Annotated in this window: 16 protein-coding genes and 1 tRNA gene; 12 read left to right on the top strand and 5 right to left on the bottom strand. The window is 67.2% G+C overall.

All coding sequences use genetic code 11. From position 1 onward, the window contains the following. The first annotated feature begins 13 nt into the window (after positions 1-13). The 6 genes from kdpE (at position 14) to AC1Q6V_RS30900 (ending at position 5,532) form a co-directional block, all read left to right on the top strand. Positions 14-709 (top strand): two-component system response regulator KdpE, encoded by a 696-nt coding sequence (gene kdpE / locus AC1Q6V_RS30925; protein WP_454750355.1) that lies wholly within the window; start codon positions 14-16, stop codon positions 707-709. 167 nt (positions 710-876) lie between these two features. Next, positions 877-1,266 (top strand): cupin domain-containing protein, encoded by a 390-nt coding sequence (locus AC1Q6V_RS30920; RefSeq protein ID WP_454750354.1) that lies wholly within the window; start codon positions 877-879, stop codon positions 1,264-1,266. 50 nt (positions 1,267-1,316) lie between these two features. Then, entirely contained in the window at positions 1,317-2,294 is a 978-nt protein-coding gene (locus AC1Q6V_RS30915) for a Bug family tripartite tricarboxylate transporter substrate binding protein (protein WP_010814651.1), read from the top strand. Between the two features lie 59 nt (positions 2,295-2,353). After that, positions 2,354-3,520, top strand: a complete 1,167-nt coding sequence (locus tag AC1Q6V_RS30910) for an acyl-CoA dehydrogenase family protein (RefSeq protein ID WP_010814652.1) — start codon at positions 2,354-2,356, stop codon at positions 3,518-3,520. 12 nt (positions 3,521-3,532) lie between these two features. Further along, positions 3,533-4,696 carry a CaiB/BaiF CoA transferase family protein gene (locus tag AC1Q6V_RS30905; protein WP_454750353.1) on the top strand — a complete coding sequence of 388 codons (1,164 nt, stop codon included), beginning with the start codon at positions 3,533-3,535 and terminating at the stop codon, positions 4,694-4,696. A 68-nt stretch (positions 4,697-4,764) separates the two neighbouring features. After that, positions 4,765-5,532 (top strand): IclR family transcriptional regulator, encoded by a 768-nt coding sequence (locus AC1Q6V_RS30900; protein WP_010814654.1) that lies wholly within the window; start codon positions 4,765-4,767, stop codon positions 5,530-5,532. A 138-nt stretch (positions 5,533-5,670) separates the two neighbouring features. Here AC1Q6V_RS30900 and AC1Q6V_RS30895 read toward each other — a convergent pair. From AC1Q6V_RS30895 to fdxA, 3 genes are all read right to left on the bottom strand, one after another. Continuing rightward, positions 5,671-5,746: transfer RNA gene (locus tag AC1Q6V_RS30895), tRNA-Asn, on the bottom strand. A 241-nt stretch (positions 5,747-5,987) separates the two neighbouring features. Continuing rightward, positions 5,988-7,097, bottom strand: a complete 1,110-nt coding sequence (locus tag AC1Q6V_RS30890; RefSeq protein WP_010814655.1) for an NAD(P)/FAD-dependent oxidoreductase — start codon at positions 7,095-7,097, stop codon at positions 5,988-5,990. A gap of 77 nt (positions 7,098-7,174) precedes the next feature. Then, positions 7,175-7,498: a ferredoxin FdxA gene (fdxA, locus tag AC1Q6V_RS30885; RefSeq protein WP_010814656.1), complete on the bottom strand. Its 324-nt coding sequence runs from the start codon at positions 7,496-7,498 to the stop codon at positions 7,175-7,177. Positions 7,499-7,810: 312 nt separating this feature from the next. Between fdxA and AC1Q6V_RS30880 the strand changes: the two genes are divergently transcribed. From AC1Q6V_RS30880 to AC1Q6V_RS30855, 6 genes are all read left to right on the top strand, one after another. Beyond that, positions 7,811-8,374, top strand: a complete 564-nt coding sequence (locus AC1Q6V_RS30880; protein ID WP_011615733.1) for a hypothetical protein — start codon at positions 7,811-7,813, stop codon at positions 8,372-8,374. Between the two features lie 75 nt (positions 8,375-8,449). After that, positions 8,450-9,628: a nicotinate phosphoribosyltransferase gene (gene pncB, locus AC1Q6V_RS30875; RefSeq protein ID WP_010814658.1), complete on the top strand. Its 1,179-nt coding sequence runs from the start codon at positions 8,450-8,452 to the stop codon at positions 9,626-9,628. A 109-nt stretch (positions 9,629-9,737) separates the two neighbouring features. Then, positions 9,738-10,424, top strand: a complete 687-nt coding sequence (locus AC1Q6V_RS30870; RefSeq protein ID WP_010814659.1) for a LutC/YkgG family protein — start codon at positions 9,738-9,740, stop codon at positions 10,422-10,424. 157 nt (positions 10,425-10,581) lie between these two features. After that, positions 10,582-12,006, top strand: a complete 1,425-nt coding sequence (locus AC1Q6V_RS30865; protein ID WP_454750352.1) for a sodium:proton antiporter — start codon at positions 10,582-10,584, stop codon at positions 12,004-12,006. 4 nt (positions 12,007-12,010) lie between these two features. Further along, positions 12,011-13,006, top strand: a complete 996-nt coding sequence (locus tag AC1Q6V_RS30860; RefSeq protein WP_010814661.1) for a 2-hydroxyacid dehydrogenase — start codon at positions 12,011-12,013, stop codon at positions 13,004-13,006. 27 nt (positions 13,007-13,033) lie between these two features. After that, positions 13,034-14,521, top strand: a complete 1,488-nt coding sequence (locus tag AC1Q6V_RS30855; RefSeq protein WP_454750351.1) for a DNA recombination protein RmuC — start codon at positions 13,034-13,036, stop codon at positions 14,519-14,521. 78 nt (positions 14,522-14,599) lie between these two features. On the opposite strand, the gene AC1Q6V_RS30850 is transcribed toward AC1Q6V_RS30855, so the two are convergent. Continuing rightward, entirely contained in the window at positions 14,600-14,881 is a 282-nt protein-coding gene (locus tag AC1Q6V_RS30850; RefSeq protein ID WP_010814663.1) for a hypothetical protein, read from the bottom strand. A gap of 193 nt (positions 14,882-15,074) precedes the next feature. Then, positions 15,075-16,364 carry a molybdopterin molybdotransferase MoeA gene (moeA, locus tag AC1Q6V_RS30845; RefSeq protein ID WP_011615731.1) on the bottom strand — a complete coding sequence of 430 codons (1,290 nt, stop codon included), beginning with the start codon at positions 16,362-16,364 and terminating at the stop codon, positions 15,075-15,077. Positions 16,365-16,370 lie beyond the last annotated feature (6 nt).

Here is a 16,370-nt window from a genome sequence, read left to right as displayed (position 1 = left end):
GATCTGACGCGTTATGCCATTCGAGTTTTCGCCCACGGTGCTGCTGGTGGAAGACGAGCCCCATATCCGCCGCTTCGTGCGCGCGGCGCTGCAGGACGAGGGCTGCACCGTGCACGAGGCCGAATCGCTGCAGCGCGGACTGATCGAGGCCGGCACGCGCCAGCCGGACCTGGTGATCCTGGACCTGGGGCTGCCCGATGGCGACGGCGTATCGATGATCGGCGACCTGCGCACCTGGACCGAAGTGCCGGTGCTGGTGCTGTCGGCGCGCACCGGCGAGGCCGAGAAGATCCGCGCGCTCGACGCCGGCGCCGACGACTACCTGACCAAGCCCTTCGGCGTGGGCGAGCTGGTGGCGCGCCTGCGCGTGCTGCAGCGCCGCCATGTGCGTGCCGGCGCGCAGGGGCGGGCGCAGGTGGCGTTCGGCGAGATCGCCGTGGACCTGGCCAACCGCCAGGTCACGCGCGCGGGGGAGCCGGTGCACCTGACGCCGATCGAGTTCCGGCTGCTGGCGGTGCTGCTGGCGCATCGCGGCAAGGTCATGACCCACCGCGAACTGCTGCGCGAGGTGTGGGGGCCGTCGCATGCCGACAGCAGCCAGTACCTGCGCGTCTACATGGGGCACCTGCGGCACAAGCTGGAAGCCGACCCGGCCCGGCCTGCCTACCTGCTGACCGAGATCGGCGCGGGCTACCGCTTCGCCGGCTGAGCGCCGGGTCACTCCCACAACACTTTCTTGCCGATCACGCGCCGCGTGAGGCTGGCGCTCGCCCCTTGCACTCCCGGTAAACCCGCAGCGATGTCGAAATTGTTTGACGGATAAATTCAAGGGGATAAACTGTTATTCATAAATATGAATTAAGGCAGGAGCACCGCATGCAGGACCAACCCGTCTATTTCATCTCGACCGACGAGGTCGCGGGCTACCACCCCGCCAACCATGTCGGCACCCTCAATCGCCGGCTGATCGGCCCAGAGACCGTCGGATCGCGGCATCTGGAAGTGATCCACGGCACCATCGAGAAGGGCAAGGGCGCGCTGCCGCACGCGCATCCCGGCATCGAGCAGGTCTGCTACGTGCTGGAAGGCCGCGCCGTGGCCGAGGTCGGCGGCCAGCGAAAGGAACTGGGCCCTGGCGACTGCTGCTTCTTCCCTCCGGACCAGATGCATGTGTTCACCGTGGTCAGCGACGAGCCGGCCAAGATTCTGGTCATCTATTCCCCGCCATATGAGGAATCCCCCGAGCGCGTGATACGGCCCGCATAAGACGCGGCTGGTCACGGCAAGGGATTGAACAACTACAGGAGACAACTACCGTGAAGTCCTTCAGCAATGCCTTTGCCAGCCTGGTGCTCGGGTGCACCGCGGCGCTGGCCGCCACCCCGGCGCTGTCGGCCGATGAATTCCCGTCCAGGCCGCTGCGCCTGGTGGTGCCGTTCGCTGCCGGCAGCGGCACCGATGCCGTGGCCCGCCTGACTGCCAAATACCTGGGCGAGGCGCTGCAGCAGCCGGTGGTGGTGGACAACAAGCCCGGCGCCAACGGCACCATTGCCGCCGAGTTCGTGGCCAAGGCCCCGGCCGATGGCTACACGCTGTTCATGACCACCAACACCACGCATTCGGCCAACCCGTCGCTGATGAAGCAGCTGCGCTATGACCCGGTCAAGGATTTCACGCCGGTCTCGCGCATGGGCAACCTGCCGTTCATGCTGGTGGTCAACCCGGCGCTGCCGGTGAAGACGCTGCGCGAGTTCATCGACTATGCCAGGGCGCATCCGGGCCTGAGCTATGCCAGCGGCAACAGCACCGGCATCGTCTCGGGCGCCACGCTGTCGAAGATGGCCGGGCTGAACATGCTGCACGTGCCATACAAGAGCACGCCGCCGGCGATGACCGATGTGATGGGTGGCCAGGTGCAGGCGATGTTCGTCGACTTTGCCGCAGGCATCGCCAACGTGCGCGCCGGCAAGCTGCGCGCGCTGGCGGTGACCACCGCGCAGCGCAGCGAACTGCTGCCCGACCTGCCGCCGCTGGCGAGCGTGCCGGAGCTGAAGGGTTTCGACGTGACCTCATGGAACGGCGTGTTCGCGCCGGCCGGGGTGCCGGCGCCGGTGGTGCAGCGGCTCAATCGTGAACTGGTTGCCATCGCCACCAGCAAGCAGCATGCGCCGCGGTTCCACGCGCTGGGCTTCGAGCCATTCGGCAGCACGCCGGCCGAGCTCAGCCAGTTTGTCGTGGCCGAGCTGCAGAAGTGGTCGCGGCTGGTGAAAGACGCTGGCATCCAGCCGGAATAGGCGCTCTTCGGGCAACCATCAGACAACCAACAAGACAACGACATCAGGCAGGTAACGCTATGAATTTCGACCTCTCCGAAGAACAGGCATCCATCGTCGAGGCCGTGCAGCAGGTCTGCACGCAGTTCGACATGGAGTACTGGGATCGCCTGGACAAGTCCGGCACCTATCCGCACGAGTTCTACAAGACGCTGTGCGAAGGCGGCTGGCTGGGCGTGGCGATGCCCGAGGCCTTCGGTGGCGCGGGCCTGGGCATCCTGGAAGCGGCGCTGGTGATGCAGACCATCTCGCAGTCGGGCGCTGGCATGACCGGCGCCTCGGCGGTGCATATGAATGTGTTCGGCCTGAACCCGGTGGTGGTGTTCGGCACCGACGAACAGAAGGGCCGCTTCCTGCCGCCGCTGATCGCCGGCCAGGAGAAGGCCTGCTTCGGCGTGACCGAGCCCGACGCGGGCCTGGACACCACCAAGCTCAAGACCTTTGCGCGCAAGGTGCCGGGCGGCTATTCGGTGAGCGGGCGCAAGATCTGGATCTCGACCGCGCAGGTGGCCGACCGCATGCTGCTGCTGGCGCGCACCACGCCGCTTGAGTCGGTGAAGAAGTCGACCGAAGGGCTGTCGCTGTTCTACACCAAAGTCGACCGCAGCAAGATCGAGATCCGCGAGATCGACAAGATGGGCCGCGCCGCCGTCGATACCAACATGCTGTTTATCGACGACCTGTTCATCCCGGAGGAAGACCGCATCGGCGAAGAGGGCAGGGGCTTTGAGTACATCCTGCACGGACTTAACCCGGAGCGCATCCTGATCGCGGCGGAGGCCATCGGCCTGGGCCGCGCGGCGCTGGCCATTGCCACGCAGTACGCCAAGGAGCGCGTGGTGTTCGGCCGCCCCATCGGCATGAACCAGGGCGTGCAGCATCCGCTGGCGCAGGCCTGGATGCAGCTGGAGTCGGCCAACCTGATGATGCTCAAGGCCGCCGCGCGCTATGACGCCGGGCAGTCCTGCGGCGCCGAGGCCAACACGGCAAAGTACCTCGCCGCCGAGGCCGGCCATAACGCGTGCCAGACCGCGATCCTGACGCTGGGCGGCATGGGCTACTCGCGCGAGTACCGCGTCGAGCGGCTGCTGCGCGAGTCCTATATCCCGCGCATCGCGCCGGTCAGCCCGCAGCTGATCATGTGCTTTATCGCCGAGCGCGTGCTGGGTTTGCCCAAGTCGTACTGAGAGGGAGCGACGATGCCAGACGAGCAAGCGCAGGCGAGCGCGGCCACCGGGCCGCTGGCCGGCATCCGCGTGATCGACATGACCGCGGTCGCGATGGGGCCGTATGCCACCCAGATCCTCGGCGACATGGGGGCCGAAGTCATCAAGGTCGAGCCGCCCGCCGGCGATGTGTTCCGCCACGCCGAGCCGGCGCGGCACGCGGCCATGGGCGCCAGCTTCCTGAACCTGAACCGCAACAAGCAGTTCGTGGTGCTGGACGTGAAGCAGCCCGATGACCTCGCCGCGCTGAAAGCCCTGATCGCCACGGCCGATGTCTTTGTCTCCAACGTGCGGCCGCAGTCGCTGCGCAAGCTTGGGCTGGACTATGCGTCGCTGCGCGCGGACCATCCGCGGCTGATCTACTGCGGCGCTTATGGCTATTCGGAAGAGGGTCCCTACGCGGGCGCGCCGGCCTTCGACGACATCATCCAGGCGCGCAGCGGCATGGCGCAGTTCCAGGGTGCGAACTCGAACGAAGGCCCGCAGTACGTCAACACCATCCTGGCCGACAAGGTGGCCGGGCTGACCGTGGCCTACGCGATCCCGATGGCGCTGTACGAGCGCGAGCGTTCCGGCCAGGGCCAGGCCATCGAGGTGCCGATGTTCGAGACGCTGGTGTCCTTCCTGGCCGCCGAGCAATTGGCCGGGCAGACCTTCATCCCGCCGCTCGGGCAGGCCGGCTATCCGCGCGTGATGTCGGCGCACCGCAAGCCCTATCGCACGCGCGACGGCCATATTGCGCTGCTGCCCTATACAAGCGCCCAATGGCTGCGTTTTTTCGATGTGTCAGGCCATGCGGAGCTGGCGCAGGATCGGCGCTATGCCACCCCGGCCGCGCGCAGCGCCAATATCGACGCGCTCTACGCCACACTGGCCGAGATCGTCGCGCAGCGCAGCACTGCGGAATGGCTCGACCTGCTGCGTGATGCCGATATCCCGCACAGCGAAGTGCCGCATTTCGAGAGCCTGGCCGACGACCCGCACCTGCGCGCCACCGGCATGATGTTCGAATACGACCATCCCAGCGAAGGCCGGCTGCGTGGCGTGGGCATCCCGACGCGCTTCTCGCGCACGCCCGGCAATATCCGCAGCTGGCCGCAGGCGTTGCCCGGGCCAGGCGGCGCGGAGGGCGGCTGACACCCTTGCCGGCCGACTCCGCCGCGTACAATCCCGGCCAACAGATATTGAAGTCGAGGAAGCCAACGATGGCAGAACAGGAACCGGCAGAAAAATCGGGTCACGCCAGCGTCAAGACCGCGCTGCGCGTGATTGAGATCATGGAGATCTATGCGCGCGAAGGGCGCTCGCTGACGCTGACCGAGCTGGCCAGGCTGCTGGGCGCGCCGATGTCGAGCTGCCTGGGGCTGATCCGCACGCTGGCCTCGCTCGGCTACCTGTACGAGACCGGCCGCCGCCAGGGCTACTACCCGACGCGCCGGCTGCTCGACATTGCCCAGCGCATCGCCCGCAACGACCCGCTGCTCGAACGCGTGCAGCCGGTGCTGGAATCGCTGCGCGACACCACCGGCGAAACCGTGATCTTCGGCAAGCTTCAGGATGACGGCCGCGTGCTGTACCTGGAGGTGCGGGAGTCCGGCAATCCGGTGCGCTATATCGCCGCGCCGGGCGAGCTGCGCGATGCGCACGTGAACTCGATCGGCCGCGCCATCCTTGGCACGATGCCGGCGGACAGCCGCGCCGAACTGCTGGCCGGCGTGTCGTTTGCCTCGCGCACGGGGCGCACGGTGGACTCGCTGCGCGTTTTCGAAGCCGCCATGCAGCAATGGCAGGCGCAAGGCTGGTATCCGAACTTTGGCGAGTCGTTTCCTGATCTCGGCGCGATCGCCTTCCCGGTGGCCATCGGGGGCGTGACCTATGGCATGTCCGTGGCGGGGCCGCTGCATCGGATCGAGGCCAATGCCGACGCCATTGTCGTGGCGCTGAAGGCCGCTGGCGGTTCGCTGCAGGGATAAGTGGGAGAGGGCAGGCGTTGCGGCGGCCCGCAGGCTGTCGTGACGGCTGTCGAGGCCGGACAAGATCGAAGCGCGTTGCGCGAACCGAAGCCCAAAACGAAAAAGCCCGGTGCGTTTGCACCGGGCTTCCGTATCGGTTGGCTCCCCGACCTGGGCTCGAACCAGGGACCTGCGGATTAACAGTCCGTCGCTCTACCGACTGAGCTATCGGGGAACAGCTGAGAAAGAAATTATAGCCAGTTTCTCTTTTCTTCGTCAACACCTTTTCGACATTTTGTTCTTGTCAGAAGGTGTCTGAAAGCTTCCGGCTTGCTGCCTGCCGTACGGTGCGAAGGGCATCTCTGCTGGCTTCGTGCCGTCGTGTCGAACAGCGAGGCCGCATTATAGCTATGGTTTTTGGTTTGTGCCAGAAAAAAACCGCCTCGCGGCGGTTTTTTCTGCGGCACTCGCCCGGCTCAGTCGAACACCGGCGAATCCACGCCGAGGATCTTGTGCAGCTTCGGCGAGGTGGTGGTGTACTGCATGTGGATTTTCTTCTCGGGGAAGATATACGGCGCGGCACCGAACGCGGCCAGCGCGGCCTCGTGGAAGCCCGACAGGATCAGCTTCTTCTTGCCGGGGTAGGTATTGATGTCGCCCACCGCGAAGATGCCCGGGATATTGGTCTCGAACTTCTCGGTGTCCACCTTGATCTGCTTGCGCTCCAGGTCCAGGCCCCACTCGGCGATCGGGCCGAGCTTGGGCGACAGGCCGAAGAACACCAGCAGGTCATCCACCGGCAGGCGGCGGGTCACGCCGTCGGCGCCGGTCACCTTGATCTCGGTGAGCACGCCGTCCTTCTCTTCATAGCCGCCGACCTGGCCGACCAGGAACTGCATTTCCATTTGCTCGCACAGTTCCTTCATCTTGGCGACCGAGGCCGGCGCGGCGCGGAAGCCGTCGCGGCGGTGGATCATCACCACCGACTCGGCCTTGCCGACCAGGTCCAGCGTCCAGTCCAGCGCCGAGTCACCGCCGCCGATGATCACCAGGTTGCGGCCATGGAAGCGGCTCGGGTCCTTGACGCGGTAGAACAGCTGCTTGCCGTCGAACTTGTCGATGCCCTCGACCTTCAGCGTGCGCGGCTGGAACGAACCCACGCCGGCGGCGATAAAGATGGTCTTGGTGATGAAGCGGGTTCCGAGCGAGGTCTCGACGAAGAAGCGGCCGTCCTCGCGGCGCTCCACGACGGCGACTTCCTGACCCAGGTGGAAGGTGGGCTCGAACGGCTCGATCTGCTTGAGCAGGTTGTCGGTCAGTTCCTGGCCGGTGCAGATGGGCACCGCCGGGATGTCGTAGATGGGCTTGTCCGGATAGAGCTCCACGCACTGGCCGCCGACCACCTTCAGGGAATCGATGACATGTGCCTTGATTTCGAGCAGGCCCAGTTCAAAGACCTGGAACAGGCCCACCGGGCCGGCACCGACGATCAGCGCATCGATCTCCTGCGGCTGGCCGCCTGCAGGGCTGCCGCCGTCGACCTGCTTGGTCGTGTCGGCGACGGGATTTGGAATGCTCAAGTCCATATTCGTCCTGATACGTTTGCGTGGGCCGCTTGTGCCCGGTGTTGCGGAAAGCGCGTGGGGACGGCTTTCTTGTTCTGTCAGCGCTGCAGGTACTGCAGCTTGTCAGTGGCGTCCTTCCATTCCTCGGCCTCGGCCAGCGGGGCCTTGGTCTTGGTGATGGAGGGCCAGTTGCGGGCCAGCTCGGCGTTCAGGTCGATGAACTGCTGCTGGTCGCCCGGCACGTCTTCCTCGGCGTAAATGGCGTTCACCGGGCATTCGGCCACGCACACGGCGCAGTCGATGCACTCATCCGGGTCGATAGCCAGGAAGTTGGGGCCTTCGCGGAAACAATCGACCGGACACACGTCAACGCAGTCTGTGTAGCGGCAACGGATGCAGGATTCGGTGACAACGTGAGTCATTTCGGTTCCAGGAAAACAGGTCGGCTTTTAATGGGAAACTGTGGGGCCGCTTCTTGCCGGCGGACGCCGCATCCACCGCATGGTGCCGCATGGCAGCATGGGCTGGGCGAGCGCCGGCCGAGGCCTTTCGGAAAGCGATATTGTAGCCGAGGCTTCTGGCAAGAATAGCGGGTCTATATAGCCGGATCAGATAGTTTTCTTATTTCTTTATGTACTTTTGATTTAACGCATGGCGGCCTGCTGGCATGTCGGCCCGCCAGCGGGCATGATGAGGCCGCCAACAGTCACTTGCATCCGTGCCGGGAGACCCGTATGCCACGCCAGCCTTGCCTTGCCAGCCTGCGGCACGATGCCGCGATGCGCCGGATCTTCGCACCCATTGTTGTGCTGCTGACGGCATTTCTGGCGCCGATCGGGTCGGTTGCCGCCCAGACCCTGGCCCAGTCGCCGGGCATGGCCGACAGCGTGGTATCGCGCCTGGTGGCGTGGCGCGCGCGCACCGATGCGCCGGTCGCGCTGCCGGCGCTGACCGCGTTCGAGTGGGACCACTTCAGCGTGACCGATTCGCCCGCGGGCGACGCCATCGCCCATTGCGGCCGGGCCGGCCTGATGCCGTGCGGGCCGCAGTTGCAGCCGCAGCCGGGCGACCGGGTCCAGGTGCTGCGCTTCGAGCGCGCCGGGACCCAGGTCTACACCGAGCGCATCATGGCCGGCGACGGCGCCTTTGCCGAGCCGCTGCCGCAGCGGGTGCCGCGCGCCGCCGCCACGCTGGTGTCGTGCCCCGCTACCGACGGCCGCCAGTTGTGGTGCCTGCAGGGCAAGGCCCGGGGCAGGGAGGCGCCGCGGCAGCCACAGCCCTTCCTCGATGGTGGTTGAGCGGCAAGAGTGGCCGGGTGCGGCCAGACTTCGGTTAGCATGATGTACTGACCCGGCATCGCCGTCTGGCCCGCTATGATCATCCCGTCCCTGCTCGACACCGACCTGTACAAATTCACGATGATGCAGGTGGTGCTGCATCAGTTCCCGCAGGCGCAAGTGGAATACCGCTTCAAGTGCCGCAACGCGGGCGTCGACCTGACGCCCTATATCGATGAGATCCGCGCCGAGGTGGCACACCTGTGCCAGTTGCGCTTCACCGACGACGAGCTCGCCTACCTGCGCGGGCTGCGCTTTATCAAGAGCGATTTCGTCGACTTCCTCGGCCTGTTCCACCTGAACGAGAAATATGTCTCGGTGCGGCCGTCCCCGCAGGGCAATGGCGAGATCGAGATCTCGATCATCGGCCCGTGGCTGCATACCATCCTGTTCGAAGTGCCGGTCCTGGCGATCGTCAACGAGGTCTATTTCCGCCGCACCCAGCCCAGGCCCGACCTGGCCGAAGGCCGCCGCCGGCTGGACCAGAAGCTGGCCTTGCTGAAGACACCCGAGCTGGCCGATTGCGTGATCGCCGACTACGGCACGCGCCGGCGCTTTTCGCGCGAATGGCAGGAAGAGGTGCTGCTGACCATGCGGCGCCTGCTCGGGCCGCAGCTGGCCGGCACCAGCAACGTCCACTTTGCCCGTCTGCACAATATGGTGCCGCTGGGCACGATGGCGCATGAATACCTGCAGGCCTGCCAGGCGCTGGGCCCGCGGCTGCGCGATTCGCAGGTGTACGCACTGGAGCGCTGGGCGCGCGAGTACCGCGGTGACCTGGGCATCGCGCTGTCGGATACCTACGGCTTCGATGCCTTCCTGCGCGACTTCGACCTGTATTTCTGCAAGCTCTTCGATGGCGTGCGCCATGATTCCGGCGACCCGATGCTGTGGGGCGAGCGCATGGTCGCCCACTATGCCGCCAACCGCGTCGACCCGCGCACCAAGACGCTGATCTTCAGCGACAGCCTCGACATCCCGCGCGTGATCGAACTGTACGAGCGCTTCCATGGCCGCTGCCGGCTCGCCTTTGGCGTCGGCACCAACCTGACCAACGACCTCGGCTATACCCCGCTGCAGATCGTGATCAAGATGGTGCGCTGCAACGGGCAGCCGGTGGCCAAGCTGTCGGACACGCCGGAAAAGACCATGTGCGACGATCCCGGCTACCTGTCCTACCTGCGCCAGGTGTACTCGGTTCAGCCCGCGGCGTAGCAAAATTCAACACCTTGCGCCGGCCCTCGCATGCTCTGCATGCGGCGGGCGCCACTATAATCGGCGCATCGCGCGTTCGCCGCGCTTTGCGCTTCTCCAGCCAGGCCTTATGGAAACCAACGACGCCCGCGACCGCATCTTTGCCCGCATCCGTGCTGCCCAGGGCAGGCCGACCCGGCCGAGCGCGGGCGAGCGCGAGGCCGTGGCCGACTACCTGGCGCGTCACCCGCAGGGCCCGCGCCCGGCGGTGGCCGTCGACCTGGCCGAGGCCTTCCTGGCGCAGGCCCAGCGCATGGCCTCGACCGTCGACCGCGTGGCGAGGATGGACGAGGTGCCCGCCGCCACCGTGCGCTTTCTGGACAACCTGAACCTGGTCCACCGTGCCGTGGCGTGGGACGCGCTGGGCCCGCTGCCGTGGCAGGCCGCGGGGCTGGCGGTGGAATGCCGCCCGCCGGTGCGCGAGGTCGAGGCCGACCACGATCATGGCGACCTGGTCGGCATCACCGGCTGCTTCTGCGCGATTGCCGAGACCGGCTCGCTGATGCTGCTGTCGGGCCCGGCCACCTTTGCCTCGGCCGCGCTGCTGCCCGAGACCCACGTGGCGGTAGTGCCGCGCTCGCGCATCGTCGCCGGCCTGGAAGACGCCTTTGCGCTGGTGCGCAGCGAGCGCGGCGAACTGCCGCGCGCCACCAATATCATCAGCGGGCCTTCGCGCACGGGCGATATCGAGCAGACCATCGTGCTCGGCGCCCATGGCCCGTACCGCGTGCATGTGATCCTGGTCGACGAGGCCTGAACCCGCGGCTTTTGCCGCACGGAATGCGATGCACCACCCATGCCGGAAGCCCCGGGGCAAGAGGTGCTTGAATTACACTTGCAGGCTTGCCTGCGTGCCGCGGCTTCGTGCCGGCGGTGCGCCAATGAATGCTGCATTCCCGAGGAGATCCTGCCTGATGCGACGTGCCTCCGTGCTGTTGCCGCTGCTGGCCGTGCTGGCCGCCTTTCCCGCCGTCGGCCGTGCCGCGGACCTTGACGGGGCGTCGCTGTCCTCGCTGTGGGGGCTGCCGTTCGCTGGCATCCTGCTGTCGATCGCGGTGTGGCCGCTGGTTGCGCCCAGGTTCTGGCACCACCACTACGGCAAGATCGCCGCGGGCTGGGGGCTGCTGTTCCTGCTGCCGTTCGCGGCAGCGTTCGGCACGCATGCGGCCGCGGCCAGCGCGGTGCACGCGCTGCTGGCCGAGTACATCCCGTTCATCGTTCTGATCGCCTCGCTGTATATCGTGGCCGGCGGCATCTGCGTGCGCGGCAACCTGCACGGCACGCCCGGGCTCAATACCGGCATCCTGGCGCTGGGCACGCTGCTGGCCAGCTTCATGGGCACCACCGGCGCGGCCATGCTGCTGATCCGGCCGCTGCTGCGCGCCAATGACAACCGCCGCCACGTGGCGCACGTGGTGGTGTTCTTTATCTTCCTGGTGGCCAATGCCGGTGGCTCGCTGACGCCGCTGGGCGATCCGCCGCTGTTCCTGGGCTTCCTGAAAGGCGTGGACTTCTTCTGGACCATGCGCAACATCTTCCCGGAGACGGTCTTTATCTGCGTGGTGCTGCTGGTGCTGTTCTACCTGGTCGACCGTCACTACTACCAGAACAAGGAAGAGGAGCTGCCACCGCGCAGCGACCCCACGCCGGACTCGGGCGGCATCGCCATCGAGGGCAAGTTCAACTTCGTGCTGCTGCTGGCCGTGATCGGCCTGGTGCTGATGAGCGGGCTGTGGCAGCCGGGCATCTCATTCGACGTCCTGGGCACCGAGGTGCCGCTGCAGGCCGCGGTGCGCGATGCGCTGCTGGTGGTGGTGGCGGTGGTGTCGCTGCTGGTGACGCCGCAGGCGGCGCGTGCCGGCAATGAATTCAACTGGGAGCCGATCCTGGAAGTCGGCAAGCTCTTTGCCGGCATCTTCCTCACCATCATCCCGGTCATTGCCATGCTCAAGGCCGGCACCGACGGCGCTTTCTCCGGGGTGATCCGCGCGGTCAGCGACAGCAACGGCCAGCCGGTCGACGGCATGTACTTCTGGGCCACCGGCCTGCTGTCCTCGTTCCTGGACAACGCGCCGACCTACCTGGTGTTCTTCAACACCGCCGGTGGCGACGCGGCCACGCTGATGACGCGCGATGCCTCGACGCTGGCCGCGATCTCGGCCGGGGCCGTGTTCATGGGCGCCAATACCTATATCGGCAATGCCCCCAACCTGATGGTCAAGGCCATTGCCGAGAACCGCGGCGTGCGCATGCCGAGCTTCTTCGGCTACATGCTGTACTCGGGCACCTTCCTGGTGCCGCTGTTCGTCATCATGACCTTCCTTTTCTTCCACGTTTGATGCCATGAAGCCGTCTGTCCTTGTCACCCGCGCCATCTATCCCGAAGTCATCGCGCACCTGGCGCAGTACTTCGATGTCGACGACAACCAGCAGGACGCGGTGCTGGATGCCGCCGCACTGAAGGCGCGCCTGGCGGGCAAGGCCGGCGTGCTGGCCAACGCCGCCGACCGCATCGACGGCGACGTGGTCGCCGGGCTGCCGGCGCTGCGCGCGGTGTGCAACATGGCGGTCGGCTACAACAACCTGGACGTGCCGGCGCTGACGGCCGCCGGCATCGTCGCCACCAATACGCCGGACGTGCTGACCGAGACCACCGCCGACTTCGGCTGGGCCCTGCTGATGGCCACCGCGCGCCGCGTGACCGAGGCCGAGCACTACCTGCGCGCCGGCAAGTGGCAGCGCTGGAGCTATGACATGCTGGTAGGCATGGACCTGTACGGCAGCACGCTCGGCATCCTCGGCATGGGCCGCATCGGCCAGGCGCTGGCGCGCCGCGCGAGCGGGTTTGGCATGAGCGTGCTGTACCACAACCGCAGCCAGCTGCCGGCGGACACCGAGCGCGCGCTGAGCGCGCGCTATGTCAGCAAGGAAGACCTGCTGCGCCAGTCCGACCACCTGCTGCTGGTGCTGCCCTATGGCCCGCAGAGCCACCACGCCATCGGCGCGGCCGAGCTGGCGCTGATGAAGCCGACCGCGACGCTGGTGAACCTGGCGCGCGGCGGCATCGTCGACGATGCCGCGCTGGCGCAGGCGCTGCGCGACAAGCGCATCTTCGGCGCCGGCCTGGATGTGTTCGAGGGCGAGCCCAGCGTCAATCCGGACCTGCTGACGGTGCCCAACGTCGTGCTCACGCCGCATATCGCCAGCGCCTCCGAGAAGACCCGCCGTGCGATGGCGATGCTGGCCGCCGACAACCTGATCGCCGCGCTCGACCAGGGCCCGCAGGCCGGCCATCCACCCACCGTGATCAACCCCGACGTCATGTCGCGGCGCCGCTAAGCCTGCCATCTACCTGTTTCCTGCTGCATGACCCTGATTCCGTTCCTGACGCTGGCCGTGGCGCTGCTCGCGGTCGTCCTGCTGGTCATCGTCCTGCTGCGCCAGCAGGCTGCCTCGCCGGGGGCCGAGCTTGGCCGGCAACTGGCCGACATGCGCGCGGAAAGCGCGCGCGGCATGGAGCGGCTGGAGCGGGTGTTGCGCACCGACGTGGCCGACGCCGCGCGCGGCAGCCGCGACGAGTCGGCCCAGCAAATGCTGCGCTTCCAGCAGGCGCTGTCGTCGCAGCTGACGGGCATCGCCACGCTGCAGAACAACCAGATCGACACCTTCGCGCAGCAACTGGCCAAGCTGACCGAGACCAACACCCAGCAGCTCGAGCAGGTGCGCCAGCACCTGATGCTGCAGGGCCAGCAGGCGCGCGACGAGCAGGCCGGCACGCTGCGCCGCTTCGGCGACGGGCTGCAGCAGCAGCTGGCGCAGATGTCCGAAGCCAACGAGCGGCGCCTGGCCGAAGTGCGCGCCACGCTGGAGAGGAAGCTGCAGGACATCGAGGCCAACAACGCCGCCAAGCTGGAGGAAATGCGCCGCACTGTCGACGAGAAGCTGCATGCCACGCTGGAGCAGCGCCTGGGCGAGTCCTTCCGGCTGGTGTCGGACCGGCTCGAGCAGGTGCACCGGGGGCTGGGCGAGATGCAGGTGCTGGCGCAGGGCGTGGGCGACCTGAAAAAGGTGCTGACCAATGTGAAGTCGCGCGGCACCTGGGGCGAAGTCCAGCTGGAAATGCTGCTGGAGCAGATGCTGACGCCGGAGCAGTACGGCAAGAATGTCGAGACCGTGCGCAACTCGGGCGCGCGGGTGGAGTTCGCGATCCGGCTGCCGGGCAAGGCCGCGGGTGGCGACAATGCGCCGGTCTGGCTGCCGGTCGACGCCAAGTTTCCCAAGGAACAGTACGAGCGCCTGGTGGACGCGCAGGAGCGGGGCGACCCGGACGGCGTGCTCGCTTTTGGCCGCGAACTGGAAGTGGCGCTGCGGCGCGAGGCCCAGACCATCGCCGAGAAATACCTGTCGCCGCCCCAGACCACGGATTTCGCCATCCTGTTCCTGCCGACCGAGGGGTTGTACGCCGAGGTGCTGCGGCGCCCGGGCCTGACCGACCTGATGCAGCGCGACTACCGTGTGACCGTGGCCGGGCCGACCACGCTGACCGCGTTGCTGAACAGCCTGCAGATGGGTTTCCGCACGCTGGCGCTGGAAAAGCGCTCAAGCGAGGTGTGGGAGGTGCTGGGCGCGGTCAAGACCGAGTTCGGCAAGTTCGGCGACGTGCTGGCCAAGACCCGCGATACGCTGGAGCGCGCCGCGCGCAATATCGAGCAGGCCGAAGTGCGCACGCGCCAGATGGCGCGCAAGCTGCGCACGGTGGAAGCGCTGCCGGGCGAGGCCGCGCAGCAGGTGCTTGGCCTCAATGCGGCAGCAGCGGCGGACGCGCCGGAGGCCGCCGAAGACAACGGCGGCTGAACGCGCGGCAGGGAAGGGTCAGGGCAAGCCCCCGCGGGGGCTTGCGGATTGCTGCCGGCCTGGGCGCCGGCGCGCTGCTCAGCGCTCGTCTTCGGGCGCCAGTTCGCGCACGTGGACTTCAATGCCGCCGAAGCGGGCGGCCACCCAGTTGTAGGCCTTGCAGGCCAGCCACAGCAGGCCAAAGCCGATCAGCGCATTCAGGATGATTGCGCTGAAGACCGTGATGGCGGGCAGGTCACCGTAGCGGACGAAGGTGACAAACAGGCCCAGCGACACGATCGGCAGCGAGAAGCACAAGTAGACCAGCACCAGCGCGCGGGCGGTCTTGACGGGGTGGAGGTAGGCGATCTCCTGATTCATGACGGGGGATACTCGAATGGTTCTGAATCGTGCGCCAAGTGTAGCGATTGGCCGATGCCAAGCATAGCCCGCCGGCGGCGGGGGCAGGCGAAAGCCCCGTGCCGGCTGTGCTATGGCCGCAAATGTGCGGCACAAAAACGACACATTGCTCCGGCGTGTGGCAAGCGCTTGCGTGTAGCGCCTGCCGGTCCGGCTAGACCAGTCCGTCGAACAGCATCACCTCGACCGCATCGCCGGCCTTGACCGAGTCCTGTTCATGACCGAGCACGATAAAGCAGTTGGCCTCGCTCATCGAGCGCAGCACGCCCGAGCCCTGCTGGCCGGTGATGCGCACTTCCCACTGGCCGTCGCCGGCGCGCGCCAGGATGCCGCGCTGGTACTCGGTGCGGCCGGGCTTCTTGCGGATGGCTTGCGCGCTGCGCACGCGCAGCAGCGGCAGCGGTGCCACGCTGGCGCCCATCAGCCGCTGCAGCGCGGCGCGCACGAAGTGGTAGAAGGTGACCATCACCGCCACCGGGTTGCCCGGCAGGCCGAACAGGAGCGCGTCGCGGCCGTTGGAATTGATGCGGCCGAAGGCCATCGGCCGGCCCGGGCGCATCGCGATCTTCCAGAACGTGACATCGCCCAGGCGCGCCATGATCTGCTTGGTGTAGTCGGCCTCGCCGACCGAGACGCCGCCGGAGGTGATGACCGCGTCGGCGGTCTCGCAGGCGGTGCGGAAGGCGGCCTCGAGCGCCTCGGGGTCGTCGCGCACCACGCCCATGTCGAGCAGGTCGACGTTCATCCGGCGCAGCATGCCGTACAGCGTGTAGCGGTTGGAGTCGTAGACGCAGCCGGGATCGAGCGGCTCGCCGATCGAGCGCAGCTCGTCTCCGGTGGAGAAGAACGCCACGCGCAGGCGCCGGCGCACGCGCACCTCGGCCACGCCCAGCGAAGCCAGCAGGCCCAGGTCGGCCGGCTGGAGGATGCGTCCGGCCTGCAGCGCGGCCTGGCCGCGCGCCAGATCTTCGCCGCGCAGGCGCCGGTTGTCGCCGGTGCGCACGCAGTCGGCGGCAAAGCGGATGCGCGCGCCGTCGTCCACGGCTTCCACGAACTCCTGCGGCACCACGGTGTCGCAGCCGGCCGGCATCACCGCGCCGGTCATGATGCGCACCGCCTGCGCCGCCGTGGGCGCCAGCGCGCGGGCGCCGCCGGCGAAGGCGCTGCCGATGACTTCCAGCTCGACCGTGGCGGTCTGCGCGGCTGCCAGCGCGGCACCCTGGAAGGCATAGCCGTCCATCGCCGAGTTGTCATGCGCCGGCACGTCGATGGGCGAGACGATGTCCTCGGCCAGCACGCGGTCCAGGGCGCTGCGGATCGGCAACTGCTCGACGCCGCGCACCGGCTCGACTACCTCGCCGATGATGCGGTTGGCCTGGTCCACCGGCAGGGCGGTGGGGTCGTAGTCGGAAAGGCAGGAGATGACGGATTGCAGGGTGGGCATGGTGGC

The sequence above is a fragment of the Cupriavidus sp. GW823-FHT07B10 genome (assembly GCF_058794355.1).
This window is presented reverse-complemented; position numbering and strand designations above follow the sequence as displayed.

Bases quoted from the DNA above. Each gene is read 5' to 3' on its own strand.
- kdpE (WP_454750355.1), top strand. From the start codon at position 14: ATGCCATTCGAGTTTTCGCCCACGGTGCTGCTGGTGGAAGACGAGCCC.
- AC1Q6V_RS30920 (WP_454750354.1), top strand. From the start codon at position 877: ATGCAGGACCAACCCGTCTATTTCATCTCGACCGACGAGGTCGCGGGC.
- AC1Q6V_RS30910 (WP_010814652.1), top strand. From the start codon at position 2,354: ATGAATTTCGACCTCTCCGAAGAACAGGCATCCATCGTCGAGGCCGTG.
- AC1Q6V_RS30905 (WP_454750353.1), top strand. From the start codon at position 3,533: ATGCCAGACGAGCAAGCGCAGGCGAGCGCGGCCACCGGGCCGCTGGCC.
- AC1Q6V_RS30900 (WP_010814654.1), top strand. From the start codon at position 4,765: ATGGCAGAACAGGAACCGGCAGAAAAATCGGGTCACGCCAGCGTCAAG.
- AC1Q6V_RS30890 (WP_010814655.1), bottom strand. From the start codon at position 7,097: ATGGACTTGAGCATTCCAAATCCCGTCGCCGACACGACCAAGCAGGTC.
- fdxA (WP_010814656.1), bottom strand. From the start codon at position 7,498: ATGACTCACGTTGTCACCGAATCCTGCATCCGTTGCCGCTACACAGAC.
- AC1Q6V_RS30880 (WP_011615733.1), top strand. From the start codon at position 7,811: ATGCCACGCCAGCCTTGCCTTGCCAGCCTGCGGCACGATGCCGCGATG.
- pncB (WP_010814658.1), top strand. From the start codon at position 8,450: ATGATCATCCCGTCCCTGCTCGACACCGACCTGTACAAATTCACGATG.
- AC1Q6V_RS30870 (WP_010814659.1), top strand. From the start codon at position 9,738: ATGGAAACCAACGACGCCCGCGACCGCATCTTTGCCCGCATCCGTGCT.
- AC1Q6V_RS30865 (WP_454750352.1), top strand. From the start codon at position 10,582: ATGCGACGTGCCTCCGTGCTGTTGCCGCTGCTGGCCGTGCTGGCCGCC.
- AC1Q6V_RS30860 (WP_010814661.1), top strand. From the start codon at position 12,011: ATGAAGCCGTCTGTCCTTGTCACCCGCGCCATCTATCCCGAAGTCATC.
- AC1Q6V_RS30855 (WP_454750351.1), top strand. From the start codon at position 13,034: ATGACCCTGATTCCGTTCCTGACGCTGGCCGTGGCGCTGCTCGCGGTC.
- AC1Q6V_RS30850 (WP_010814663.1), bottom strand. From the start codon at position 14,881: ATGAATCAGGAGATCGCCTACCTCCACCCCGTCAAGACCGCCCGCGCG.
- moeA (WP_011615731.1), bottom strand. From the start codon at position 16,364: ATGCCCACCCTGCAATCCGTCATCTCCTGCCTTTCCGACTACGACCCC.